Source organism: Pseudonocardia sp. (assembly GCF_029263155.1).
In the GTDB taxonomy this organism is placed as follows: domain Bacteria; phylum Actinomycetota; class Actinomycetes; order Mycobacteriales; family Pseudonocardiaceae; genus Pseudonocardia.
In genome coordinates this window covers 22,731-46,607 of record NZ_JAJCYB010000104.1, presented here as the reverse complement: position 1 = coordinate 46,607, position 23,877 = coordinate 22,731, and the positions used below count along the sequence as shown (strand labels likewise).

16 protein-coding genes and 3 pseudogenes are annotated in these 23,877 nt (G+C 70.5%); 13 read left to right on the top strand and 6 right to left on the bottom strand.

Translation table 11 applies throughout. The features are described from left to right. Positions 1-118: 118 nt before the first annotated feature. The 9 genes and pseudogenes from Q1K26_RS21560 to Q1K26_RS28875 form a co-directional block, all read left to right on the top strand. A complete protein-coding gene (locus Q1K26_RS21560; protein ID WP_300015993.1) occupies positions 119-1,681 on the top strand; it encodes a polysaccharide biosynthesis protein in 1,563 nt (520 codons plus the stop codon). Then, entirely contained in the window at positions 1,678-3,006 is a 1,329-nt protein-coding gene (locus Q1K26_RS21555; protein ID WP_300015990.1) for a nucleotide sugar dehydrogenase, read from the top strand. Before Q1K26_RS21560 ends, Q1K26_RS21555 begins: the two co-directional genes overlap by 4 nt. Beyond that, on the top strand, positions 3,003-4,214 hold the full coding sequence (locus tag Q1K26_RS21550; RefSeq protein ID WP_300015987.1) for a glycosyltransferase family 4 protein: 1,212 nt from the start codon (positions 3,003-3,005) through the stop codon (positions 4,212-4,214). The genes Q1K26_RS21555 and Q1K26_RS21550 overlap by 4 nt, the downstream gene beginning before the upstream one ends. A gap of 15 nt (positions 4,215-4,229) precedes the next feature. After that, complete coding sequence (gene asnB, locus Q1K26_RS21545) at positions 4,230-6,152, top strand: asparagine synthase (glutamine-hydrolyzing) (RefSeq protein ID WP_300015984.1); 1,923 nt, start codon at positions 4,230-4,232, stop codon at positions 6,150-6,152. A 14-nt stretch (positions 6,153-6,166) separates the two neighbouring features. After that, complete coding sequence (locus Q1K26_RS21540) at positions 6,167-8,386, top strand: bi-domain-containing oxidoreductase (RefSeq protein ID WP_300015981.1); 2,220 nt, start codon at positions 6,167-6,169, stop codon at positions 8,384-8,386. Continuing rightward, the gene (locus Q1K26_RS21535; RefSeq protein ID WP_300016275.1) at positions 8,386-10,374 is read left to right on the top strand and encodes an alginate lyase family protein; all 1,989 of its coding nucleotides are present in this window, start codon (positions 8,386-8,388) and stop codon (positions 10,372-10,374) included. The genes Q1K26_RS21540 and Q1K26_RS21535 overlap by 1 nt, the downstream gene beginning before the upstream one ends. A gap of 19 nt (positions 10,375-10,393) precedes the next feature. Continuing rightward, positions 10,394-11,968 (top strand): right-handed parallel beta-helix repeat-containing protein, encoded by a 1,575-nt coding sequence (locus Q1K26_RS21530; protein ID WP_300015978.1) that lies wholly within the window; start codon positions 10,394-10,396, stop codon positions 11,966-11,968. Continuing rightward, positions 11,965-13,230 carry an O-antigen ligase family protein gene (locus tag Q1K26_RS21525; protein WP_300015975.1) on the top strand — a complete coding sequence of 422 codons (1,266 nt, stop codon included), beginning with the start codon at positions 11,965-11,967 and terminating at the stop codon, positions 13,228-13,230. Before Q1K26_RS21530 ends, Q1K26_RS21525 begins: the two co-directional genes overlap by 4 nt. Further along, positions 13,227-13,832 (top strand): annotated as a pseudogene (locus tag Q1K26_RS28875) (glycosyltransferase); the annotation flags it as partial. The gene Q1K26_RS21525 and the pseudogene Q1K26_RS28875, both read left to right, overlap by 4 nt. On the opposite strand, the pseudogene Q1K26_RS28870 reads toward Q1K26_RS28875, so the two are convergent. After that, positions 13,828-13,875: pseudogene (locus tag Q1K26_RS28870) on the bottom strand (hypothetical protein); the annotation flags it as partial. The pseudogenes Q1K26_RS28875 and Q1K26_RS28870 overlap by 5 nt on opposite strands. On the opposite strand from Q1K26_RS28870, the pseudogene Q1K26_RS28865 reads away from it, so the two are divergent. Continuing rightward, positions 13,866-14,432, top strand: a pseudogene (locus Q1K26_RS28865) (glycosyltransferase); the annotation flags it as partial. The pseudogenes Q1K26_RS28870 and Q1K26_RS28865 overlap by 10 nt on opposite strands. A gap of 62 nt (positions 14,433-14,494) precedes the next feature. Here Q1K26_RS28865 and Q1K26_RS21515 read toward each other — a convergent pair. The 4 genes from Q1K26_RS21515 to Q1K26_RS21500 all read right to left on the bottom strand — a co-directional run bounded on the left by Q1K26_RS21515 (position 14,495) and on the right by Q1K26_RS21500 (position 19,071). Continuing rightward, positions 14,495-15,820 (bottom strand): glutamate-1-semialdehyde 2,1-aminomutase, encoded by a 1,326-nt coding sequence (locus Q1K26_RS21515; protein WP_300015972.1) that lies wholly within the window; start codon positions 15,818-15,820, stop codon positions 14,495-14,497. Between the two features lie 204 nt (positions 15,821-16,024). Then, positions 16,025-16,969, bottom strand: a complete 945-nt coding sequence (locus Q1K26_RS21510) for a glycosyltransferase family 2 protein (protein ID WP_300015969.1) — start codon at positions 16,967-16,969, stop codon at positions 16,025-16,027. Positions 16,970-16,979: 10 nt separating this feature from the next. Continuing rightward, positions 16,980-18,296 carry a hypothetical protein gene (locus Q1K26_RS21505; protein WP_300015966.1) on the bottom strand — a complete coding sequence of 439 codons (1,317 nt, stop codon included), beginning with the start codon at positions 18,294-18,296 and terminating at the stop codon, positions 16,980-16,982. An 88-nt stretch (positions 18,297-18,384) separates the two neighbouring features. After that, positions 18,385-19,071 carry a phosphatase PAP2 family protein gene (locus Q1K26_RS21500; protein ID WP_300015963.1) on the bottom strand — a complete coding sequence of 229 codons (687 nt, stop codon included), beginning with the start codon at positions 19,069-19,071 and terminating at the stop codon, positions 18,385-18,387. 69 nt (positions 19,072-19,140) lie between these two features. On the opposite strand from Q1K26_RS21500, the gene Q1K26_RS21495 reads away from it, so the two are divergent. Continuing rightward, positions 19,141-20,394: a polysaccharide pyruvyl transferase family protein gene (locus Q1K26_RS21495; protein ID WP_300015960.1), complete on the top strand. Its 1,254-nt coding sequence runs from the start codon at positions 19,141-19,143 to the stop codon at positions 20,392-20,394. Positions 20,395-20,516: 122 nt separating this feature from the next. Here the strand turns inward: Q1K26_RS21495 and Q1K26_RS21490 are convergent, their stop codons facing one another. Next, complete coding sequence (locus tag Q1K26_RS21490) at positions 20,517-21,353, bottom strand: glucose-1-phosphate cytidylyltransferase (RefSeq protein WP_300015957.1); 837 nt, start codon at positions 21,351-21,353, stop codon at positions 20,517-20,519. A 227-nt stretch (positions 21,354-21,580) separates the two neighbouring features. Here Q1K26_RS21490 and Q1K26_RS21485 point away from each other — a divergent pair, with 227 nt between their 5' ends. Both Q1K26_RS21485 and Q1K26_RS21480 read left to right on the top strand, forming a co-directional pair. Continuing rightward, the gene (locus tag Q1K26_RS21485; RefSeq protein ID WP_300016269.1) at positions 21,581-22,807 is read left to right on the top strand and encodes a class I SAM-dependent methyltransferase; all 1,227 of its coding nucleotides are present in this window, start codon (positions 21,581-21,583) and stop codon (positions 22,805-22,807) included. A gap of 29 nt (positions 22,808-22,836) precedes the next feature. After that, positions 22,837-23,862 (top strand): SDR family oxidoreductase, encoded by a 1,026-nt coding sequence (locus Q1K26_RS21480; protein ID WP_300015954.1) that lies wholly within the window; start codon positions 22,837-22,839, stop codon positions 23,860-23,862. Positions 23,863-23,877 lie beyond the last annotated feature (15 nt).

The window sequence follows — 23,877 nt, the reverse complement described above, 5'->3', positions numbered from 1 at the left end:
GCTCGTCGCAGGAGTCAGGCGGCAGCGCCACCTCTGGTGGTCGTGTGCGCTGGTCGGGCTGCTCGCAGGGGCGCTGTTCGGGACGCTGTTCCCGGCTCCACCATCCGCGACGGTCCGGGTGCTGATCGTCCACGAGGAAGGCCAGAGCAACACGTCCGAGGGCAATGCCAGCGACCTCGCGCTGCTCGATACCTCCAGGATCGCGGCAGCCGCGATCGAGTCGCTCGGCACCGGCGAGCGCCCCGAGGAGTTCCGGGCGGGCGTCGTCGCGAGCAGCCTTGCCCCGGGAATCATCGAGATGACCGTCGACGGGGAGAACCCGCAGGACGCCGTTGCTCGCGCGCAGGCGCTCGCCGACGCCTTCATCACCGATCACGTCAGCCGTTCGGAGGCGGTGGCCAACGCCGAGGCCGACGCCGTGCGCGAGCGGCTCACGGAGGCCGAGCAGGAACTGGCCGAGATCGACACGACGATCGCGTCCGCGGGTCCTGCGCCGGGGGCCGATCTCGTCACCGACCGTGCGGTGACTCTGGCGCGCATCTCGGAACTCAGAGACCAGGCGGGCACAGCTCGGATCGGGGCGCCGCAGGCTGCTGCCGGCACGCAGATCGTGGATCCCCCGCAGCCGGTGATCGATTCCCTTGCCGAGAGCGTGGAGTTCGCGGTGGTCGGTTTCGTACTGGGTTTCGGCGGGGGATTGGTTCTGGCGTTGGTGACCACCGTCGTGCGCGATCGGCCGGTGCTGCGGCGCGACATCGCCGAGCACCTCGGTGCGTCGGTGATCGCCCAGCTGCCCGCGCCACGACGGGGGGTCGCACGGCTGCGGCCACGACGGGCCTCGAGCGAGCGGAAGCGGTTGGCTGCCGCGCTGGCCCACATGGTGCGGGAAGGCTCGGCTCCGATCTCGGTCCTGGGGCTCGGGTGCCCGCGGGCCGCCGCCGCGCTCGCGGTGGACCTCGTCGAGGAACTCGCCCAAGAGCAGGCGGTCGTCCTCGTCGATGACCTCCCCGGGCGGGTGGCTACCCGATCGGTCGCCGGCCGGAACGACTCCATCACCGTGGTCGAAGGGTCGGAGAACCTCACGCGTCGACGGTCGTCGGCACCGGCTGGTGAGCGTCAGATCGGGGTTGGGTCGATCCAGCCGGGCACGTCGTGGCTCGAACTACCGTCGCTGGGCACGGAGACCATCCTCGTCGTGCAGGCCGGACGAGCCGCCGCGACGTGGCTGCACACGGTTGCCCGACAGCTGCTGGACCTGGGCATACCGATCATCGGCCTGGTGCTGGTGGACCCCGATCCGCGGGACCGGACCGACGGCACACTCTGGGACGGGCTGCACGCCGCGCTGCGCGGGAGGGCCGGGGGGGCGCCGCCTCCGCTGGGGGTGATGTCGGCCGCCGCTGTCGTCGGCAGTACGGCCAATGGCAGTACGGCCAACGGCAGTACGGCCAACGGCAGCGTCTCGTTCGCGGCTCCTGCCGGTGACCTCGGGCCTTCGGCCTACCGGACCCACGACACCGTCCAGCCGGTCCCGCCCCCTGCGGGAGGTAACGGTCGCGCACCAACCGGCGAGCGACACAGCACCGGGAAGCCGTCGCCGGTTCGGCGCACCGATGTCGGCCGTCCGAAGCCCTCTCCGAGCCCGCGCCCCGCACCCGCCAACTCCACGGAGGTCACGTGAACGTCACCCTCTTCGGGCTCGGGTACGTGGGGTCCGTCACCGCCACCTGCCTCGCGGCCCGCGGGCACCGGGTCGTCGGAGTCGACACCGATCCCGGCAAGGTCGCCACCGTCAACTCCGGACGCCCCACCGTCATCGAGCCGGGCCTCGACGAGCTGGTCGTCGAGGCCGTCACGTGCGGTGCGCTGCGGGCCACCGAGTCGGTACGGGACGGTCTGGTCGACTCGGATCTCTCGCTGGTCTGCGTCGGCACCCCGTCGGCCGCCCACGGCGGCACCGACCTGCGACAGGTCGAGCGGGTGGTCGGCGAGATCGGCGCCACGCTGGCCGGTTCGGTCCGCCCGCACACCGTGGTGATCCGCTCGACGGTGCCGCCCGGCACGGTCGAGGACATCGTCGTCCCGCTGCTGGAGGCCACGTCGGGCCGCACGGTGGGCGGCGACCTCCAGGTGGCGATGTGCCCGGAGTTCCTCCGCGAGGGCTCCAGCGTGGCCGACTTCTTCGACCCGCCGTTCCTCGTCGTCGGCGGCTCCCCGGCCGCGGCCGCCGCGGTGCAGCAGCTGTTCGGCTTCCTGACCTGCTCGGTGCACGTCGTCCAGACCCGCTCGGCGGAGAGCGTCAAGTACGCGTCCAACGCCTTCCACGCGCTCAAGGTGTCCTTCGCCAACGAGCTCTCGCGCCTCTACCGGCTGCTCGACGTCGATTCCCGCGAGGTCATGGAGGTCTTCGTCCAGGACCGCCAGCTCAACATCTCACCCGCCTACCTGCGGCCCGGCTTCGCCTTCGGCGGGTCGTGCCTGCCCAAGGACGTCCGGAGCCTGCTGCACCTGGCGCGGATGAACTCGGTGGACCTCCCGGTCCTGCAGGGCACGCTCGCGTCCAACGAGATGCTGGTGCGCGAGGTCGCCGACCGGGTCCTGCACGCTGTCGAGGACGACGGCGGCACCAACCGGCGCGTCGCCCTGCTCGGCCTGTCGTTCAAGCATCTCACCGACGACCTGCGGGAGAGCCCGAACGTGGCGCTCGCCGAGATCCTCATCGGCAAGGGCATCGAGGTCAGCGTGCACGACCCCGTCGTCAACATGGCACACCTGTCCGGTGCCAACCTGCGCTACGTCCAGGATCGGCTGCCGCACCTGCAGAAGGTGCTGCACGACGACCCGGCCGACGCGCTGCGCGGTGCGCACGTGGCGATCGTGTCCTCGGCCGACCCCGCGGTCGTCGCAGCCGTCGAGGCCGCCGACCCGCCGGTGGTCATCGACCTCAACGGCCGGCTCGGGGACGGGTTCGAGGCGCTCGCCGGGTACCGGGGGGTGGGCTGGTGAGGTTCGTCAGGGGACGGCACGGCCGGCACATCTGCATCGTCGTGCAGAACCTGCCGGTGCCCTTCGACCGCCGCGTCTGGCTGGAGTGCCAGGCGCTGCGCGACGCGGGCTACGAGGTGTCGGTGGTGTGCCCGAAGGGCAAGGGCGACCCCGCCTACGCCGAGCTCGACGGGGTGCACCTGTACAAGTACCGGGCCTTCCCGCCGATCACCCGGCAGGTCATGTTCGTCGCCGAGTACGCCTGGTCGATCCTGGCGACACTGGCCTGCCTGGTGCGGGCCTGGGGACGCCGGCCGTTCGGGGTGGTCCAGGTGTGCAACCCGCCCGACGTGCTGTGGGCCGCGGTGTTCCCGTTCCAGGTCCTGTTCGGCGTCAAGCTGGTCTTCGACCAGCACGACCTGTGCCCCGAGCTGTACCGCTCCCGGTTCGACGAGCCCGCCGAGCTGCCCTACAAGGCGCTGCTGCTCACCGAGCGGATCACCTACCGGCTCTCGGCGCAGGTCGTGTCCACCAACGAGTCCTACCGCCGGGTGGCGCAGGAGCGCGGGGGCAAGCGGCCGGGCGACGTCACGGTGGTGCGGACCGGGCCGAACCCGGACCGCATGGTCCGCGGCGAACCGGACGACGCGCTGCGCCGCGGCCACCGCCACCTGCTCGTCTACATCGGCGTGATGGGCCCGCAGGACGGCGTCGACCTCGCGCTGCGGGCGATGCATCACATCGTGCACGTGCACGGCCGTACCGACGTGGCGCTCACCCTGATCGGCGACGGCGACGCCGGGGCCGACCTGCGCCGCCTCGCCGTGGAGCTCGACCTCGGCGCGCACGTCGAGTTCACCGGCCGGGCACCCGACGAGCTGGTCACCCGGGTGATGTCCACCGCCGACATCGGCCTGTCCCCGGACCCGAAGAACCCGCTCAACGACGTGTCCACGATGAACAAGACGATGGAGTACATGGCATTCGAGCTGCCCGTCGTGGCGTTCGACCTGGTCGAGACGAAGGTGTCGGCGCAGGACGCGGCCGTCTACGCCGAGCCCAACAAGGTCGACGAGTACGCCGACGCCGTGCTCGACCTGCTCGACGACGAGGTCCGGCGCAAGCAGATGGGCGCGGCCGGCCGCCGCCGCGTCGAGGACGTGCTCGCGTGGCGCAACCAGGTCCCGGCGTACGTCGGTGTCTACGACCGCCTCACGGCGAACCTGTAAGGAACCCGGATACCCATGTGCGGCATCGCAGGCACCTACCTCTGGCCCGACGGCGGCCCGCTGACCGACCGGCTGACCGAGGCCGTCGCCCACCGCGGGCCCGACGGCTCGGGTCGCTACTCCCACCGCGCGGGGGGCGGCGACGTGCACCTCGGGCACCGGCGGCTCTCGATCGTCGACCTGTCGCCGACCGGTGCCCAGCCGATGGTGTCCGACGGGCTCGCCCTGACCTACAACGGCGAGCTGTACAACGCCCCCGAGCTGCGCCGCGAGTTGGAGTCGGCGGGCGTACGGTTCCGCGGCACCTCCGACACCGAGGTGCTGCTGGAGGCCTGGCGGCGCTGGGGCACCGACTGTCTGCGCCGGCTGCGGGGTATGTTCGCGTTCGGCGTGTTCGACGAGCGCACCGGCGAGCTGGTACTGGTCCGCGACCAGCTCGGCATCAAGCCGCTGTTCCTCGTGCGCCGTGGGGACGCGGTCGTGTTCGCCTCGGAGCTGAAGGCGCTCGCCGGCTCGCTCGGGTCGTCGCTGCACGTCGACGACGCCGCGTTGGTGGCGTCGCTGCTCTACTACTGGGTGCCCGACAGCCGGTGCGCGTTCTCCGAGGCCGAGAAGCTGCCACCGGGTTGCTGGGCCCGGTTCCGCCCCGACGGCCGCGTCGAGCGGGGCAGCTTCTGGTCGCTGCGCGAGGTCGCCGAGGAGGGCGCGCACGCGCAGGACCTGCCCGACCTGCACGAGATCGTCGCCGACTCCACCCGCCGGCACCTGATCTCCGACGTCCCGGTGGCCACGTTCCTGTCCGGGGGCCTGGACTCCAGCTACCTGACCGCGCTCGCGGCGCAGAGCCGGCCGGGGATCTCGGCCTACACCATCGGCTTCCGCGCCGAGGACGCGAAGTTCGAGGCCATGCCCGACGACCTGCGCTACGCCCGCCAGGTGGCCGCGCGGTTCGGGGTGGACCTGCACGAGATCGAGATCGCGCCGAACGTGCTCGACCTGCTCCCGCTGATGACCTATCACCTCGACGAGCCGATCGGCGACCCGGCGGCGATCAACAGCTATCTGATCTGCACCGCCGCCCGCGACGCCGGCGTCAAGGTGATGCTGTCCGGGATGGGCGCCGACGAACTGTTCGGCGGGTACCGCAAGCACCTGGCCAACGTGCTCGCGCAGCGCTACCAGCAGGTGCCCTCGATGTTGCGCCGCCCGGTGCACGCCGCCGTCGACCGGTTGCCGGTGGCGAGTGCCACCCGCGGCTACCGCTCGGTGCGCTTCGCCAAGCGCTTCCTGTCCTTCGCCGACCTGCCGGAGGAGACCGCGTTCCGGCGCAGCTACACGATGTACGACCGCGCCGAGCTGCTCGCCCTGCTCAACCCGGACCTCGCCGCCACAGTGGACGACGTGCTCACCGAGCACACCGACACCTACGACGACAATGCGCTCACCGACCACGTCAACCGGATGTGCCTGGCCGACTCGCGGCTGTTCCTGCCCGGGCTGAACCTGGCCTACACCGACCGGTCGAGCATGGCCGCGTCCACCGAGGTGCGGGTCCCGTTCGTCGACGTCGAGGTGGTCCGGGCCGCGTTCCGGGTGCCGGGCGACCGCAAGGTCTTGGGGCGCAAGGGCAAGGTCGCGCTCAAGGAGGCCGCGCTCTCGATCCTGCCGCCGGAGATCGTGCACCGGCCCAAGGGCCTGTTCAGCGCCCCGCTGCGGGCCTGGATGAGCCGCGACCTCGCCCCGCTGGTGCGCGAGGTCGTCAACGACGGGGTGCTGGTGTCCTCGGGCTTCCTGCAGCGCGAGGCGCTGCAACGGCTCGTCGACGAGGACGCGGCCGGGCAGCAGGACCGGTCCAAGCACCTCTGGCACGTCCTGACCCTGGAGTACTGGTACCGCAGCGCCACCGCTGCGGGCGCCGGCGAAGTCCGAGCTGCGTAGCCGTGGGAGAACTCGTGAAGCAAGTGGTGCAGAACTACAAGTCCGGCGAGCTCGCCCTGCTCGACGTCCCGGTGCCCGCCTGCAAGGCCGGCGGGGTGCTGGTGCGCACCCGGTACTCGCTGATCTCGACCGGCACCGAGCTGATGAAGGTCGGCGAGGCCAGCATGTCGTTGCTGGGCAAGGCCCGGGCCCGGCCCGACCAGGTCGCCAAGGTGCTGCAGAGCGCGTCGACGGTCGGCGTGGCCGCCACCTACCGCAAGGTCACCAGCAAGCTCGACTCCTACACCCCGCTGGGCTACTCCCTGTGCGGGGTGGTCGAGGAGGTCGGGGACGGGATCCAGGACGTCAAGGTCGGCGACCTGGTCGCGTGCGCGGGCAACGAGCACGCGCTGCACGGCGAGCTGAACTGGGTGCCGCAGAACCTCTACAGCCGCGTCCCGGAGGGCCTCGCCGCCGAGCACGCCGCGTTCGGCACGGTCGGCGCGATCGCGATGCAGGGCGTCCGGCGCGGCGAGCCCGCGCTGGGCGACGTCGCGCTCGTGATCGGGCTCGGCCTGATCGGGCAGCTGGTCGTGCAGCTGCTCGCCACCGCGGGTGTGCGGGTGGTCGGTGTCGATCCCGACGAGGAGCGCTGCAAGCTCGCCGAGCGCCTCGGCGCGCTGGTCTGCAGCCACCCGGCCTCAGGGGTGGTCGACGCCGCCGTCGCCGAGATCACCGGCGGGCACGGCGTCGACCAGGTCTACCTGGCCGCGGGCGGGTCCAGCAACGAGCCGGTGGAGCTGGCGGCCACGCTCAGCCGCGACCGCGGCCGGGTCGTCGACATCGGCAAGTGCCGCCTGGACCTGCCGTGGAACGCCTACTACGAGAAGGAGCTCGACGTCCGGTTCTCCCGTTCCTACGGGCCGGGCCGCTACGACCCGTCCTACGAACTGGAGGGCCGCGACTACCCGATCGGCTACGTGCGCTGGACCGAGCGCCGCAACCTGGAGTGCTTCCTCGACCTCGCCTCGCGCGGTCGGGTCGACGTCGCCCCGCTGATCAGCCGAGTCGCTCCGTTCGACACCGCGGTCGAGACCTACCGGGCCCTCGACGCGGGGGAGCTCAAGGCCGTCGCGGTGCTGTTCGAGTACCCGGGTCAGCCCGCGCCCGACACCGCCCCGGTGCTCGCCGTGCCCGCGACGGCCCCGGCCACGCGCACGGCCGGGGCTGCGCGGCCCGGGCAGGCCGTCCGCGTGGCGTTCGTGGGAGCGGGCAACTACGCGTCGTCGATGCTGCTGCCGCACCTGACCGAGCGGCGCGACGTCGAGCTGCGCACCGTGGTCACCACCTCGGCCCTGTCGGCGGCGAACGCGCAGCGCAAGTTCGGCTTCGGCGCGGTGTCCACGGATCTCGACGCCGTGCTCGAAGACCCGTCGATCGACGCCGTCTTCGTGGTCACGCGGCACAGCTCGCACGCCGAGCTCACCCGGCGCGCCCTGCTGGCCGGCAAGGCCGTCTTCGTCGAGAAGCCGCTGGCGCTCTCGGCCGAGGAGCTGGACGCGGTGCTCGCCGCGGTGCGCGAGTCGGGCAACGACCGCCTGCAGGTCGGCTTCAACCGGCGCTTCGCCCCCCTGCTGGGGGAGGCGAAGGGCAGGCTGGGGCGCCGGGTCGGGCCCGCGTCGGTGCGCTACCTCGTCAACGCCGGGCAGCTGGACGCGCAGAGCTGGTACAACCAGCGCTCGAGCGAGGGCTCGCGGTTCGTGGGCGAGGGCGGGCACTTCGTCGACACGGTCGGCTGGCTGCTCGACGCCGACCCGGTGTCGGTGTACGCGAGCGCCACCCCGGGCCACCAGGACCTGCAGATCCTGCTCACCTACCCCGACGGCTCCACCGCGGTGATCACCTACGCCACCTCGGGTGCCACCGGGTTCCCGAAGGAGACCATCGACCTGCTCGCCGACCGCAAGGTCCTGCGCTTCGACGACTTCGCCCGCGCCTCGGTGTACGGCCGCAAGCGCTGGTCCTCGTCGCGCATCCCGCGCGGCCGGGACAAGGGGCAGGCCGCGCAGCTCGACGCGTTCGTCGCCGCGGTCGCCTCCGGTGGGCCGATGCCCGTCGCGCTCGACTCGCTGACGGCCACGACGCTGGCCACGTTGGCCGTCGACACGAGCCTGGCCACCGGTGCCCCCGTCAAGCTCGAGGCCGCCGGGTTCGAGGTCGCCGGGTCCGGGGTCGCGGAGGGCGGGCAGGGATGATGGGCCCGGGCTGGTACCTGCGCAGGCTGTCCCGGATGGGGCCCCGCGAGATCGCGGGCCGCGCCGTGACCGCTGTGCGGGTCCGCCGCTGGCGCGCCGTCCTCGACGCCCCCGCACCCGCCACGCCGCCGTGGTCACCCGCCCGCCGCTTCACCGCGGTGCTGCCCGGCGGCGCACTCGCGGGCGTGTCGGCTCCCGCCGCTCAGCGCCTCGTGGCCACCGCGGACCGGCTGATGGACGGCTACGCCGAGTTCTTCGGCCACACCCGCGACGACATGGTCAGCCCGGACTGGGCGCACGACCCGCGCACCGGTCGCCGGGCGCCCGAGGTCTACGCCTTCGACGTGCCCTACCGCGACGAGGACGCCGTCGGCGACATCAAGCAGATCTGGGAACCCTCGCGCCACCAGCACCTCACCGTGCTCGCCGCGGCGTACGCGCTCACCGGCGAGGACCGCTACGCCGCCCGGGTGGCCGACCACCTCAAGTCGTGGTGGGCGGCCAACCCGCCGATGCGCGGCGTGCACTGGGTGAGCGGCATCGAGCTGGGCATCCGGCTGCTGTCGTGGGTGTGGGTCCGCCGCCTGCTCGACGGGTGGCCGGGGGCCGCGGGGCTGTTCGAGGACAACGAGGAGGCGCTGCACCAGATCCTGCACCACCAGCGCTGGCTCGCCGCCTTCCCCAGCCGCGGCTCCTCGGCCAACAACCACGTCATCGCCGAGGACGCGGGCCTGCTCGCGGCCGCCTGCGCGTTTCCGTGGTTCCCCGAGTCCGCGGGGTGGCGAGCCCGGGCGTCGGCGTCGCTGGACGACCAGCTGCACCGCAACACGTTCCCGTCGGGGATCAACCGCGAACTGGCCTCGGAGTACCACGGCCTGGTGCTGGAGCTGGGCCTCGCCGCCGCCGTGGAGGCGGACCTCGCGGGGCACCCGATGCCGGAGCGGACCTGGCGCACGCTGCTGCGGATGACCGACGCACTCGCCGCGATGGTCGACTCGACCCTCGCGCCGCCGCGTCAGGGCGACGCCGACGACGGCCGCGGCCTGGTCGTCGACGGCGACGCCACCGACCGCTGGGTCTCGCTGCTCGCCACCGGGGACGCGCTGTTCCGGCGGCTGGAGTGGTGGCCGTCGGTCGAGACCGGCGATGTGCGCACCACGCTGCTGGCCGCGCTGGCGAACGAGCACCGCCCGGCGGTCGCCCGCCCGGCCGCCCGGCCCGCCCACGTCGCCGACGCCGGCATGACGATCCTGCGGGCGGCCGACCGGGACGGCACGGAGATCTGGTGCCGCTGCGACGGCGGCCCCCACGGGTTCCTGTCGATCGCCGCCCACGCCCACGCCGACGCGCTGTCGCTGGAGGTCCGCCACGGCGGCGTCGACATCCTGGCCGACCCGGGAACCTACTGCTACCACGGCGAACCCCGGTGGCGGGCCTACTTCCGGTCCACGCTGGCGCACAACACGCTGGAGCTCGACGGGCGGGACCAGTCCGGGTCGGGCGGGCCGTTCCTGTGGACCCGGCACGCCCGCAGCCGCGTGCTCGTCGCCCACGCGAACCCGGGCGGGACCTCGCGCTGGAGCGCCGAGCACGACGGGTACGGCCACCGCGGAGCCCCGGTCGTGCACCGGCGGACCGTGGAGCTCGACACGGGAGCAGGGGAGCTGCGCGTCGTCGACGAGGTGGTCAGCGACCGCCGGCACCGGTGCCGACTGGCCTTCCACCTCGGTCCGGCGGTCCGGGTGGAGCTCGACGGTGCCCGTGCCCGGCTCACCTGGCCCGGCCGGGCCCGCCCCGGTACCGCGGACCTGATCCTGCCGGAGGAGCTCGACTGGACGGCCCACACAGGCGAGACCGACCCCCTGCTGGGCTGGTACTCGGCGGGTTTCGGGCGGAAGGCGGCGGCGACGACGCTGCTCGGGGCCGGGACCACGGCGTCCGGCACCGGGGTGTTGCAGACGGTTCTGCGCCTCGCGGGACCGGAATGACCGGAAGGCGGGATCTCTTGTGAGCACCTCGACCGAGTTGCGCCGCGGGGCGCCGGTCGTCGCCCTCGTCGTGCTGTGCCTGCTGCTGGCGGGCTGCGTCGGGTCGGTCCCGGCTCCGGGCCCCACGACCGGGGGTGCCGAGGGCGCCCCAGACCCGGTGCCCCCCGTGGCCGGGATCGGCGCGGTCTGCGACAACACCGAGCCCGGCCCGGCCACCTCGCCGGAAGGGGCAGTCGTGGTCGACCCCGCAGTCGACCGGGACCTGTTCGACAAGACCAGGGCGAACCCGCCGGGTACCACGTTCTGGCTCATGCCCGGCACGCACACGCTGGGCACCGACGAGTTCGGCCAGGTAATACCGAAGGACGGCAACACCTACCTGGGGGCTCCGGGCGCGATAGTCGACGGGCGCGAGCTGAATCGGTTCGCCTTCATCGGCAAGGCCGAGAACGTGGCGATCCGCCACCTCACCGTCCGCGGGTTCGTGCCGCCGACCGATCAGGGCGTGGTCAACCACGACTCCGGAAACGGCTGGGTGATCGAGCACAACACCGTCGAGGAGAACCGCGGCGCCGGCCTGAGGGCCGGCGCCGGGCAGCAGGTCCGGGGCAACTGCCTGCGCAACAACGGCCAGTACGGGATGAACGCCTACCAGCCGGAGAACGGGATCGTCGACCTCGTCGTGGAGGGCAACGAGATCGTCGGGAACAACACCGACGACTGGGAGGCTCAGATCCCCGGATGCGGTTGCACCGGAGGGATCAAGTTCTGGTCGGTCGACGGGGCCGACGTCCGCGGCAACTGGGTCCACGACAACCGCGGACCGGGGCTGTGGGCCGACACGAACAACAACGACTTCCTGATCGAGGGCAACCTGATCGAGGACAACGACGGTGAGGCGGTCTTCTACGAGACGAGCTACAACCTCGTGTTGCGCGACAACGTGGTACGCAACAACACGGTCGTGGCGGGCCGGGTGTTCTCCGACCGCGGCAACGGGTTCCCGGTCGGCACGGTGTACCTCAGCGAGGCCGGAGGCGAGCCACGCGTCCCCGCCCGCACCGACCGCGTCGAGATATACGGCAACGTGTTCGAGAACAACTGGTCGGGCATCACCGTGTGGGAGAACGCCGACCGGTTCTGCGGAAGTGCCGCCAACACCTCGACCGGTAGTTGTACGCGGCTCGTGCCCGACGTCGACGAGTGCGCACAACCGGAAATCGCCAGCGAACCCCTGTACAGCGACTGCCGGTGGAAGTCGCAACGGATCGACATCCATGACAACGAGTTCGCCTTCTCCCCGGCGGTCGTCGGGTGCGCGCCGGGATTCGCGGGGCGGATGGCTGTGCTGTCGAACTACGGCACGTTCCCGGACTGGTCGCCGTACATGGGCGAGGTCGTCCAGGAGGCGATCACCCTCGAACAGGACGTCCGTTGGAGGGCCAACACCTACACGGGTCCGTGGACGTTCGTCATGGGCGACGTCGGCACCTCCTCGCAGATCGACGGCTGGCAGGCCGAGCCCTACCTGCAAGACGTCGACAGCACCTTCGGTGCGGATGCGGCTGAGCCGAGCTGCGAGACTGCGCAGTGACCGCGCCGGGTGTGCGGGGCGACGGTGATCCGGCGTCGGCGTGGGGCACCGTCACCGTGGCTGGCGCCCGGGCCGAGCCCACCCCTCCGCCCCCCCGACTGATCGGGATGGTCTGGGGCCTCATGCTGGTCAACACCTTGGGGTTCACCAGCCTCGACCTGATCATCCCGTTCCCGCACCAGTTCGGCCAGGTCATCACGATGGCAGCCTTGGCACTAGCGTTCGGGCTGGCTCTGGTGCTGAACCCACGGATCCGGCTGCGCCCCAACGCGTACCTGCTACTGCTCACTTTGATCGTGATCGTGAGCGTGGCCTCCAGCCTGCAGATGGAGTCCGGGACCGGGTCGCTGCTTCGGTGTATGCGCCTGATCCTCTTCGTCTGCACGCTATGGTTGCTGACGGCCTGGTGGCGCGGTGATCTGACATTCGTCCGCCACCACATCAAGGCACTCTGCCTGATCCTGCTGACCGTGGTTGCCGGGCTGATCATCTCGCCCGGTTCGGCCTTCTCCGGTCCGGGTGGGCGGCTCGTCGGGGCGATCTGGCCCATCCCGGCACCTCAGGTTGGCATGTACAGCGCCGTCGCGATCGGCCTGTGCGTACTGCTCTGGACCACTCGACGTCTCGACGGCCGGAGTGCGGTGCTGGTGACGGTGCCCGCCGTCGCGCTCCTGCTGCTCAGCCACACCCGCACCGCGCTTCTCGGTCTGGTCGTCGGGCTCGCTGTCGCCGGACTGAGCCTGGTGCTCACGACGGTCCGGGCGCGACGCACGCTTCTCGGGGCCGTCGCGGCCGGCGTCGTCGGGCTCGCGGTGTTCGGCCAGACCATCGAGGAATGGCTCGCTCGCGGGCAGAAGACCGAGGATCTGGCCAACCTCACGGGCCGGACCAAGGTGTGGGACGAGCTGCTCGCCAAGCACCGCACGGTCAGCGAGGAGGCGTTCGGGGTGGGGCTCACCGACAAGTCCTTTGGTGGCCTGCCCATCGACAACGCCTGGCTCACGATCTACAACGAGCAGGGCTGGATCGGGATCACGCTCGTGGCCGGGTTCCTCCTCACGATGCTGGTCGCCGCGATGCTTCGCCCCTCCTCGCCGCAGCGGGCGTGCGCGCTGTTCATCGTCATCTACTGCATCACGGTGTCCTACACCGAGGGCGGTCTCGGCGACGCCTCGCCGTACCTGCTCGCGCTGGCGGTGGCCGCGTCGCTCCTGGCCACCCCGGTGTCCGCAGCCGCGCAGTCCCGGTCGGTGCCCCGGTGACCGCCGCGCTGAAGGTTCTCGTGGTCCACAACCGGTACCGGTCCGAACAGCCCAGTGGTGAGGATCGGGTGGTCGACCAGGAGGTGGAGTTGCTGGCTGGTTCCGGCCACGAGGTCGCCGTGTTCGAGCGGCGCAGCGACGACATCGCGGCCATGTCCCCGCTGCGCAAGGCGGTCATCCCGCTCGGTGTGCCCTGGAACCCGGTGGTGCGCCGCGAGCTGGCCGCGCGGTTGCGGACGGACCGGCCCGACGTCGTGCACGTCCACAGCACCTTCCCGCTGCTGAGCCCGTCGGTCGTGGCGGCCTGCGCGGACGCCGGGGTACCCGTGGTCGCGACCCTGCACAACTACCAGGCCGTGTGCCCGACCGGCACGCTCTACCGCGACGGCCGGATCTGCACCGAGTGCGTGGGAGCGGCTGCCGTCCCGGCGGTCCGGCACGGCTGCTACCGAAGCTCGCGACTCGCCTCAGCCCCGCTGGCCGCCAGCACGGTCGTCGCCCGGCGCTGGTGGGACGGCGTGGCCCGGTTCTTCTGCATCTCCGCGGCCCAGCGCCAGGTGCTCGTGCAGTCCGGGATGCCCGCCGAGCGCCTGTCGGTCAAGCACAACTTCGTCGTCGACCCCGGAACGCGACGGGTCGGCCCGGGCGAGCACCTGCTCTACTTCGGCCGGCTCACCGAGGAGAAGGGTGTCCGGCTGCTGATGGCGGCCTGGGACCTGCTCCGGGCTTCGGGGCCCGCACCCGTGCCGCTCGTGCTCGCGGGGGCTGGTCCGATGCACGACGAGGTGGTCGCCTGGGCCGCCGGGCGCGCCGACGTGCGCTGCCTGGGGCTGCAGACCAGGGCGGAGTGCACCGACCTGGTCCGGCGGGCCGTGGCGGTCATCGCACCGTCGGTGTGGCTGGAGGCGTTCGGGCTCGTGGTCGTGGAGTCGATGGCCGCCGGTGTGCCGGTGGTCGCGGCCGCACACGGTGCCTTCATCGAGCTCGTCGACGACGGCGTGACCGGCCTGCTGCACCGACCGGGCGACGCCGCATCCCTCGCGCGGTGCCTGCGGCGGATCGCTGGCCCAGGCAACGGCGACCTGGGGGCGGCTGCTCGTCGACGCTACGAAGCAGGGTTTACTCCGGAGGTGGGTCTTGCCGGACTGGTCGCCGGGTACGAGGCGGCCATTGCCGGTGCTGGGACCTGTGAGCCCTTGTGAGCTGTCGACAACGTGGACCGCACCGTCCGCGATGGCCTGACCCGCCCATCTGTGAAGCGAGTTCAGCTGAAGCGACGGAAGACCGGTCGGACCGGGCGCCCGCTGAGCCACGGTGTCGGATCCCCTGCATCGAGTGCCTTTCGGTACACGGCACACGCGCGCTCGACCACTGCAACGGTCTGGTCGATGTCGGAGTCGGTGAGTGCACTGGACACCACGAACGACGGTGCCAAAACACCACCGCTGATCAGCTGCCGGAGGAAGAGCGTCCGATAGGCTTGTGACGCCTCGCCATTGCTGTCCAGCGTGCCGAAAACGAGGTTGCTGGGTCTGCCGTGAACCAGCAGGTGCTCCCCCACACCCATCGAGCGGGCAACCTCACGCACCCCGCTGGCAAGGCGCTCGCCGAGCGCATGCAGTTGTGCGGATACGCCCTCCTCGACGTAGGTCTGCATCACGGCCATCGCTGCCGCGAGTGAGTGGGTCTCCGCGCCGTGTGTGGTCGAGAGCAGGAACACCCGTTCTCGGCGATCGCGGATTCCGCCCCTCTCCATGAACTCACGTCGCCCGGCGAGCGCGGAGACAGCAAACCCGTTTCCCAATGCTTTGCCGAACGTCGACAGATCCGGGACCACTCCGTACAAGCCCTGCGCACCAGCCGCGGACCACCGAAAACCTGTGATCATTTCGTCGAAGACAAGCAGGCAACCGGTGCTATCCGCGAGTTTCCGAAGATCTGTGAGATATCCGGGAGGTGGCTCCTTCACTCCTCCGGGCTCGAGCACCATGCAAGCGATCTGGTCCGCATGTTCGGTCAGGAGGGCCTTTGTTGCGGCGATGTCACCGAAGGGAAACCCAATTGTCAGTTCCCTAATCTGTCGAGGAACTCCGGCCGACATTGGTGTTGTTGCAATGAACCAGTCATCGGTCGAGAAGAACGGTTGATCTCGGCAGATGGCGACCAGGGGTCGTCCTGTGACTGCCCTCGCCAGGCGCACCGCCGCTGTCGTGACATCTGATCCGTTCTTCGCAAACTTCACCATTTCGGCCGTTGGAACTGTTGTCAGGAAACACTCGGCGGCGTCGACCTCGAGGACGCTGGGACGTACGAAGTTCGCGCCGCGATGCAGTTCCCGGGTCACTGCCTCTACGACCCGCGGATGGGCATGGCCCAGACTGACGGACCGGAGCCCAGCGCCGAACTCGACGTAGTCGTTGCCCTCGACATCCCAGACATGTGCGCCGCGACCATGCGATATGACGGGAGCTAGTCCGGCCGGATACTGATCGTCGCCCTTGGCGTAGGTGTGGGCACCGCCTGGAACCATGTGGTGCAGCCGCGCATTCAGCGCGTCTGATTGTGGGAGGAATCCGTCACTGGGCGTCATGTGAGTATCCTTGAGTAGTCGTACTGGTTCCACCGGCTCGCGTCTCGGCGTGTTGAGATTCGTTTACCCTACGCTCGCAACTTTCCGAGTTACTCCAGCTGGGTCCGATCGTCGTCCGGTTCGCAGTGCTATTCCGCCTATTCGGACAACGGGCGTCTGGGGTCCATCGCCGCGGCGCCAATTGATCAGGTTTGTCGATGTTCGTCACCGCTCGTCATTCGTGCTCGTGACCGGTTCGGATAGCGTCGGGTGTATGATCTCGCGTTGCCCTGGGCAGGCCTCGGGTCGACCTGAACGCCGTACAACTCGACTGGCCAGGTACCGCAAAAGGGCCAAGAAGCACCTCCACTTGTCTGCTGTCGACATCGGGGCGCGAAGCACGGCGCCAGCGAAGCCCCACACGTACTCGCCAAGTAGACGTGCAGTCGGGTGTCGCAGTCTGTCAGCGCGGCGCGGATCGTGTTTCACGCACCACTCGCGGACGGTTTGATCCGGTCCTCCGGCGCGACCAGGCAGGTCGCGTCGGAAGTAGAGGGTCTCGGGGACTCGGTGGAAGCGGCCGTGCAGAGCTAGTTCCGCCACGAGGGTTCGATCTGAGTGGTAGTAGCTACCGGTGAGAGGCGTACGGACCAGCACATCGGTACGGATTACTCCGTAGTCGTCATCGCCCGCAACGGCGAAGAGCAGTGCGCGGAAGCGTTCGGGTGCCCGCGGCGACGCCGTGGCAGCCGGTGATCGATCCACGGTGTCGACGACCTCACCTGCTGCATCAATCACTGCCGCATGGCATGTAGCAAGTACGACATCTGGATTTCTGTCGAGCACCTCCACGCATCGTTGCAGCAGGTCTCGGCCGTAGAGGTCGTCATGTGCGGCCCATTTGAAGAGTTCACCCCGAGCATGACGAACGACTATGTTGTGGTTCTCCGCTGCGCCGATGTTGCGGGGCTGTCGGAGGTAGCGGATCCGACTGTCTACTGCGGCGAAGCGGCGGCAGATGGCCTCGGTCCGGTCGGTCGAGGCGTTGTCGGAGATGATTAGTTCGAAGTCCTCGAAACTCTGGGTTAGTAGCGTGTCGACCGAATCGGCCAGGTATTCCTCTCCGTTGTAGACCGGCAGGCCGATGCTCAGTCGCGGAACGGCACTCATGATGTAGTCCTCATCTCCCGGTGGAGGGTGAGTTCGGGGCTGAGAGGGTGACCCGTTGCCGCCGGTGGCGACCGCGGGGCACAGCGGTTACCTGGTCGCGAAGCCCGGAGCGCAGCTCGCGCCACCAGACGGCCGCAGCGACCAGCGTGGCAGCGGCGACGCCCCAGCTGGACCCCAACGCTCCGGCCATGACGGCGCCGGTGATGCCGCCGGTCGCGTAGAGCACCGCGGCGATCAGCTGGGCCCGCAGGCTGCGGCGGGAGGCCCCCAGCGCGCGGAGGCCTGCGGCTGCGCCCGTGGAGAGGCTGGCGTTCATGACGGACAGGGTCGCGGGGATGATCAGGGCTGAGGCGGTGACCCAGACCGGCCCGAGCACGTAGCGCCCGACCGCGTCCGGCAGCAGCAGGAGCAGGGCCGCACCCCATGCCGCGGCGGCGAGCGCCTGCCCGCCGCCCAGGAGCAGGCAGAAGGCGGGCAGGCGGTGCGGTGCCTGCCGCAGCAGCCGTGCTGCCTCCGGAACCGCAACCATGCTCAGTCCCATCAGGACGGCGAGGAACGGGCCGACCAGCAGCTCGCCGCCACGCACGGTGCCGACCGAAGCGAGTCCGGCGACGGCGCCCAGCCCGTACATCCGGATCTGTGCCGCACCGCTCATGCTCACGTTCTCGATCATGTAGCGGGCACCGAGGTCGCGGTGGGTCCGAGCCCAGAGGCGCACCGCGCCCAGGTCTGGACGTACCCGCGTCTGCACCCACCCGAAGGCGGCGGCGGCTGCGGCTGAGAGACCCCAGGCCAGCACGAACCCGAACACGCTGCCCGTCAGCGCAGCGAGGGCCAGCGCGGGTACGAGGACAACCGCCCACACCACGTCGTTCGTGAACGCCCTGCGGCCCTGGGTCCCGGCGAAGAACGCGTACCTCCAGCTGTCCTGTAGAAGCAGGGCCGGCATCACAAGTCCCAGCGCGACGAACGCCGTACCGACCGAACCCCCGGCAACGAGACCCGCCAGGACACACACCGCACCGGTAGCACAGCCGACGGCCAGGGCCGTGCCCGACGAGCTCGCCACCGCCCTGCGCCAGGCCGTGATCGGCACGCCGCTGAAGCGGACGACAAGTGGATCGGTCGCCAACCCCCGGGACAGGTTCAGCGCCACCCCGTAGGTGACCCACGCAAGGCTGAAGCTGCCGAAGTCGGCGACCCCCAGAGAGCGGGCGACGATGATGCCGACGGCGAAGTTGGTCAGGCTGGAGACGGCCTGGTCGGCGAGTCCCCAGCTCAGCCGCCCAGCGAGGGAGCGTGTGGCGCTCAGCGCCGGGCTCGCCATACGTCCTCCGTGGTCGTCCGTTCCGCGGGCTCGGGCCGACTCGCCGATCGACGCCCCGAGGGAGGACTCGTGCCCCGTGCCCCACCCGTTACGGGGATGTCGATCTCGGCCGGGCCGACCGGTCGACCGCGACTGCAACGAGCGTGACCACCGCGAACGCCGCGCAGAAGCCGCCCACGGTGTCGGTGGAGTAGTGGGCGTCGAGGGTGATCTGGGACCACGCCATGACGCCACCGGCCGCACTCGTGACCGACACGACGAACACCATCTTGGCCGGCGTCCCGGCGCGCAGGAATTCGACGACCAGCAGTGCCGAGACGAGCGCAAGTGCCGTGACGGCGGCGGTGTGCCCGCTGGGGTACGCGAGGAAACCCTCGTGGATCGTGCGGCCGGTGACGGGCTTGAGCACCGTGGTCACGACCCCGGTGAGTACGGGGCCGGCGACTGCGACGAGGGCGAGCCGCCGACGACCCAGCCACAGGCAGATCCCGGTGAGGACGAGCATGAGCACGCCGACGACGCGAGGGTCGCCCACGATGTCGATCCGAAATGCTGTGCCCACGTCGAGCGGGAGCAGGTCCAGGACGGTCGACCGCGCCCAGCGGTCGGCGCCATCGGGGGCCGTCGATCCTGCGTACAGCACCGCGAGGGCCACGAGTGTGGCAGCGCACGCCGAGGCGATCACGATCATCGGGATGCGCAGGGCGGTGGGCACCACCGGCGGACCGGTCTGGCGAGGAGCGATGTCGGTCTGCACCTCGGCTACTCGGGCCACCCGACGGGTTCGTTACCGATGCGGCTCGTGCGGCGTAACGGGTTGCTGACGACCTCCGACACCAACCCGGTGACGACAACAGCGGACTTCGGTCCCCGGGTCGGCCTGTTCGGCCTACTCGGTTCGGGGAACATCGGCAACGACGGCTCACTCGATGCGGTCCTGGCATACCTGCGGACCGCGCACCCGGACGCTGTCCTCGATGCGATCTGTGACGGTCCGGCCGAGGTCACCAGGCGGTTCGGCATGCCCGCCACCCGCCTGCACTGGAACCGTCGCGAGTACGAGACCGCCGCGGGCTTGCCGGCCATCGCCCGTAAGGCGCTCGGCAAGGTCGTCGATGCCTTCCGGATCGCCGCCTGGGTGCGCCGGCACGACGCCGTGATCATGCCGGGCATGGGGGCGTTCGAGGCGACGCTGCCTCTGCGTCCGTGGGGCACGCCGTACTCGCTGTTCCTGCTGTGCACGTTCGGGCGCTGGTTCGGTACCCGGGTGGCGCTGGTCAGCGTCGGAGCGAACGTCGTACGCAACCCGGCCACCCGCCGGTTGTTCGTGGCGGCAGCCCGACGCGCGCACTATCTGAGTTTCCGGGACGAGTACTCGCGCGACGCGATGCGGGAGATGGGGCTGGCAGAGCGAGGCGACCCGGTCTACCCCGATCTCGTCTTCTCCCTGCCCACCCCGGCGGTTCCCGGGACCCGGACGGGTGCGGTCGGCGTCGGAGTACTCGACTACCACGGTGGTGACGACGACCGGGCCCGGGCCGACGAACTACACGACCGATATGTCGGGAGCATGTGCCGGTTCGTACGCTGGCTGCTCGACGGCGGTCGCGATGTTCGGCTGCTGACCGGGGACCGCGTGGACGAGACAGTGGTGCAGGAGATCCTCGCCGATCTGCGCGAGAGCCGCCCTGACCTGGAGCCGGGGCAGGTCCAAGCCGATCCGGTGGACTCGTTGCACGAACTGATGACGCAGATGGTCGGCCTGGACGTCGTGGTGGCCACCCGGTATCACAACGTGGTGTGCGCGCTGAAGATGGCGAAGCCGACGATCTCGATCGGCTACGCGGTCAAGAACGACATCGTGATGGCGGAGATGGGATTGGAGGAGTACTGCCAGCGCGCCGGATCCGTCGACGTCGACCGCCTGATCAGCCAGTTCACCGAGCTGGAGTCGCGTCGCGCGGAGCTCACCGCGACCATGGCTGCGACACTGGCGGCCAACCGCGCGCGGCTCGACGAGCAGTTCGTCGAGCTCAGCGCCTCGCTGCTGCCCGGCTCCACCGCCCGCCGTCCGGGAGTTCCCACCCCCGCGGCGTGACGCCGGCCCGCGTCATGTCGGATCCCGAGCGCGCGACGCCCACCGACACAGGTGCACCGGCCGGATCATCCCCGCGAGCCGGGATGTGGACCGGATCCGCCGGGATCGGGCACGGTGCGGGATCATCGCTCGACCGCGGCCGGGCTCAGTCGAGCGATCGCGGCCTGGAGCGGGTCGCGACCCTCGGCGTGGTTCCACAGCATCCAAGGGCACAACCCGGAGCGGTAGGCCGCCTCCAGTGCTGTCCGCTCCTTCACCGTGTCCGCCGGCCGCCAGAACCCGCGGTAGCGGTAGGCGAGCATGCGGCCCTGTGCCGCGAGTGGCATGCACGCATCGGCGATGAGGTCGCCGTTCTCGGGCAGGAAGTCGAAGATCTCCGGGCGCAACGCGAAGTAGCCGCCGTTCTCCCAGAGAGGCATGTCCTGCAGGGTCCGGATGGAGGCGATGCGGTCGTCGTCGCCGTTGAGATCGACGCAGTGGAAGGCGGACTGCGGCGGCACAGCCAGCAGGGACCCGACGGCGTCGCTCGCCTTGAAGGTGTCGATCATGTCGTTGAGGGGGAGATCGGTGAGGACGTCGGCGTAGTTGGCAAGGAACATCTCCTCGTGTTCGACGTGCTCCCGCACGCGGCGCAGGCGCTCGCCGATGGGCGAGTCGAGGCCGGTGTGCACGAAGGTGATGTTCCAGTCCTGGATGTCCGAGCCGAGCAGTTCGACCTGTCCGCCGCGGAGTACGAAGTCGTTCGACGCCGTCTCGGCGTAGTCGAGGAAGTAGTCCTTGATGTGGTGTGCGCCGTAGCCGAGGCACAGGACGAAGTCCTTGTGGCCGAAGTGCGCGTAGTAGCGCATGACGTGCCAGATCAGGGGGCGCGGCCCGACGGTCGTCATGGGCTTGGGCACGTCGGACTGCCCGTCGCGCATCCTCATGCCGTATCCGCCACAGAACAGGACGACCTTCATCGGGAGCCTCTCAGGATCGGAGCAGTCCATCGCGATGTGTGCTCGTGCTGTCGGCACGCCGCGTTAACACCGTGGCGCGCCGGGACCGCGGAGGTAACGACGGCCGGTTCATCTGCGAGCCACGAGGCGAGCCCGGGGCCACCACGTCAGCCCTCGGTCGAGCAGAGTTGGAGATCAGCGTCGTGACCGTGCTCGTCGAACGCAAGCTGCGGGACCAGGAACGGGAAATGGGCCTGACGTGCCGCCTGTGCGGGTCCGCGGAGCTGCGCAGCTTCCTGGACCTGGGTGCGACGCCCCCCTGCGAGCTGTTCCTGACTGCCGAGGCGGCGGAGGCCGCCGAGGTGACGTACCCCCTGCACGTGCGGGTGTGTGACGGCTGCCTGCTCGCGCAGTTGCCACCGTTGATCACACCGGAGGAGACGTTCACCGAGTACGCCTACTTCTCCTCTTTCGCCACGTCGTGGGTGGAGCACGCCCGGTCCTTCGTCGACGGTGCGGTCGGGCGGCTGGGGCTCGGCGCGGGCTCCTTCGTCGTCGAGGTGGCCAGCAACGACGGGTACCTGCTGCAGCACGTCGTCGAGAAGGGGATCCGCTGCCTGGGCGTGGAGCCCTCGGCGAACGTCGGACAGGCGGCGCGGGACAAGGGGGTGCCGACGACGACGGCGTTCCTGAGCCCGGAGACCGGAGCGGACGTGCGGGCCCAGCACGGGGCGGCCGATCTGGTCGTGGCCAACAACGTCTACGCCCATATCCCGGACGTCGTCGGCTTCACGGAGGGCCTGCGCGCGCTCGTGGCCGACGACGGGTGGGTCTCGATCGAGGTGCAGCACCTGCTGACGCTGGTGCAGCGCACCCAGTTCGACACCGTCTATCACGAGCACTTCCAGTACTACACCGTGCTCACCGCGCAGCGCGCGCTCGCGTCGGGCGGGCTGGCGCTGGTCGACGTCGAGCTGCTCGACACCCACGGCGGCTCGATCCGGCTGTGGGCCCGTCCGCTGGAGTCGGCCGGCGAGCCCTCGCCGCGGGTGGCCGAGGTGCTCGCCGCGGAGGCGGCGGCCGGTCTGCACACGGCGGAAGGCCACGACGGGTTCGCCGAGGCGGTGTCGCGGGTGCGTGACGACCTCGTCGCGTTCCTGATCGAGGCGCGTCGCGCGGGTAAGCGGGTCGTCGGCTACGGGGCTCCGGGCAAGGGAAACACGCTGCTCAACTACTGCGGTATCCGACCCGACCTGCTCGCCTACACGGTCGACCGCAACCCCTACAAGCACGGCCGGTTCACCCCGGGGACCCGGATCCCGGTGCTCCCGCCCGAGCAGATCGCCGCCGACCGCCCCGACTACGTGCTCGTACTGCCCTGGAACCTGCGCGACGAGCTGACCGAGCAGCTGTCGTACGTCCGGGACTGGGGCGGCCGGTTGGTCTTCCCGATCCCGACGCTCGAGATCGTCTGAACCCACCTCGACACGGTAGGAGTCCCACCTTGCGCGTACTGCTGACCGGACATCAGGGCTACCTGGGGACGGTGATGGCCCCGATCCTCACCGCGGCCGGGCACCAGGTCACGGGACTCGACAGCGGGCTCTTCGCCGACTGCGTGCTCGGCTCGCTCGACGTGCCCGACGTCCCCGGGCTCGCGGTCGACCTCCGGGACGTGACCGTGCAGCAGCTGCGCGGCTTCGACGCGGTCGTGCACATGGCCGCGCTGTCGAACGATCCGCTGGGGTCGCTGGCCCCCGAGATCACCTACGAGATCAACCACCATGCGTCGACGCGGCTCGCGCGGCTGGCCAAGGAGGCCGGCGTCCGGCGGTTCGCCTACGCCTCGACCTGCTCGGTGTACGGCGCCCAGTCCGGTGAGAACCTGGTCGACGAGTCCGCGCCGCTCAAGCCGGTCACTCCCTATGCGGAGTCCAAGGTCCGTGTCGAGGACGATCTCGCCGAGCTGGCCGACCAGGACTTCGTGCCCGTCTCCCTTCGCAACGCCACGGCCTTCGGCTTCTCGCCGCGCCTGCGTGCCGACATCGTCCTGAACAACCTCGTCGGCCGGGCGATCCTGACCGGAAAGGTCACCGTTCTCTCCGACGGCACCCCGTGGCGACCGCTCGCGCACGCCGAGGACATCGCCGGTGCTGTGGCCGCCGCACTCGCCGCACCGGCCGACGACGTGCGGGCACAGGCGTTCAACGTCGGTACCGAGGCCAACAACTCGACCGTCGCCGAGATCGCGCAGGCCGTCGTCGAGGCCGTCCCCGGTTCGGTTCTGGAGATCACCGGCGAATCGGGCGGCGACCCCCGCTCGTACCGGGTCGATTTCAGCAGGGCCCGCAAGGTGCTCGACTTCGAGGCGCGGTGGACGATCCCGGACGGAGCGCGCCAGCTCGCCGACGCCTACCGTGCCCGGGGGCTCACCCAGGAGGCCTTCGACGTGCGCTTCACCCGGCTCGCGGCCCTGTCGGCGCGGCAGGCCGTCGGCACGCTCGACGCCGACATGCGGGTGATCGGCTGATCCCGGGCCGCGCGA

Excerpts from the sequence above, each read along its gene's own strand:
- Q1K26_RS21485 (WP_300016269.1), top strand. The coding sequence starts at position 21,581 with ATGGGCCTGACGTGCCGCCTGTGCGGGTCCGCGGAGCTGCGCAGCTTC.
- Q1K26_RS21535 (WP_300016275.1), top strand. The coding sequence starts at position 8,386 with ATGGGCCCGGGCTGGTACCTGCGCAGGCTGTCCCGGATGGGGCCCCGC.
- asnB (WP_300015984.1), top strand. The coding sequence starts at position 4,230 with ATGTGCGGCATCGCAGGCACCTACCTCTGGCCCGACGGCGGCCCGCTG.
- Q1K26_RS21490 (WP_300015957.1), bottom strand. The coding sequence starts at position 21,353 with ATGAAGGTCGTCCTGTTCTGTGGCGGATACGGCATGAGGATGCGCGAC.
- Q1K26_RS21510 (WP_300015969.1), bottom strand. The coding sequence starts at position 16,969 with ATGAGTGCCGTTCCGCGACTGAGCATCGGCCTGCCGGTCTACAACGGA.
- Q1K26_RS21515 (WP_300015972.1), bottom strand. The coding sequence starts at position 15,820 with ATGACGCCCAGTGACGGATTCCTCCCACAATCAGACGCGCTGAATGCG.
- Q1K26_RS21505 (WP_300015966.1), bottom strand. The coding sequence starts at position 18,296 with ATGGCGAGCCCGGCGCTGAGCGCCACACGCTCCCTCGCTGGGCGGCTG.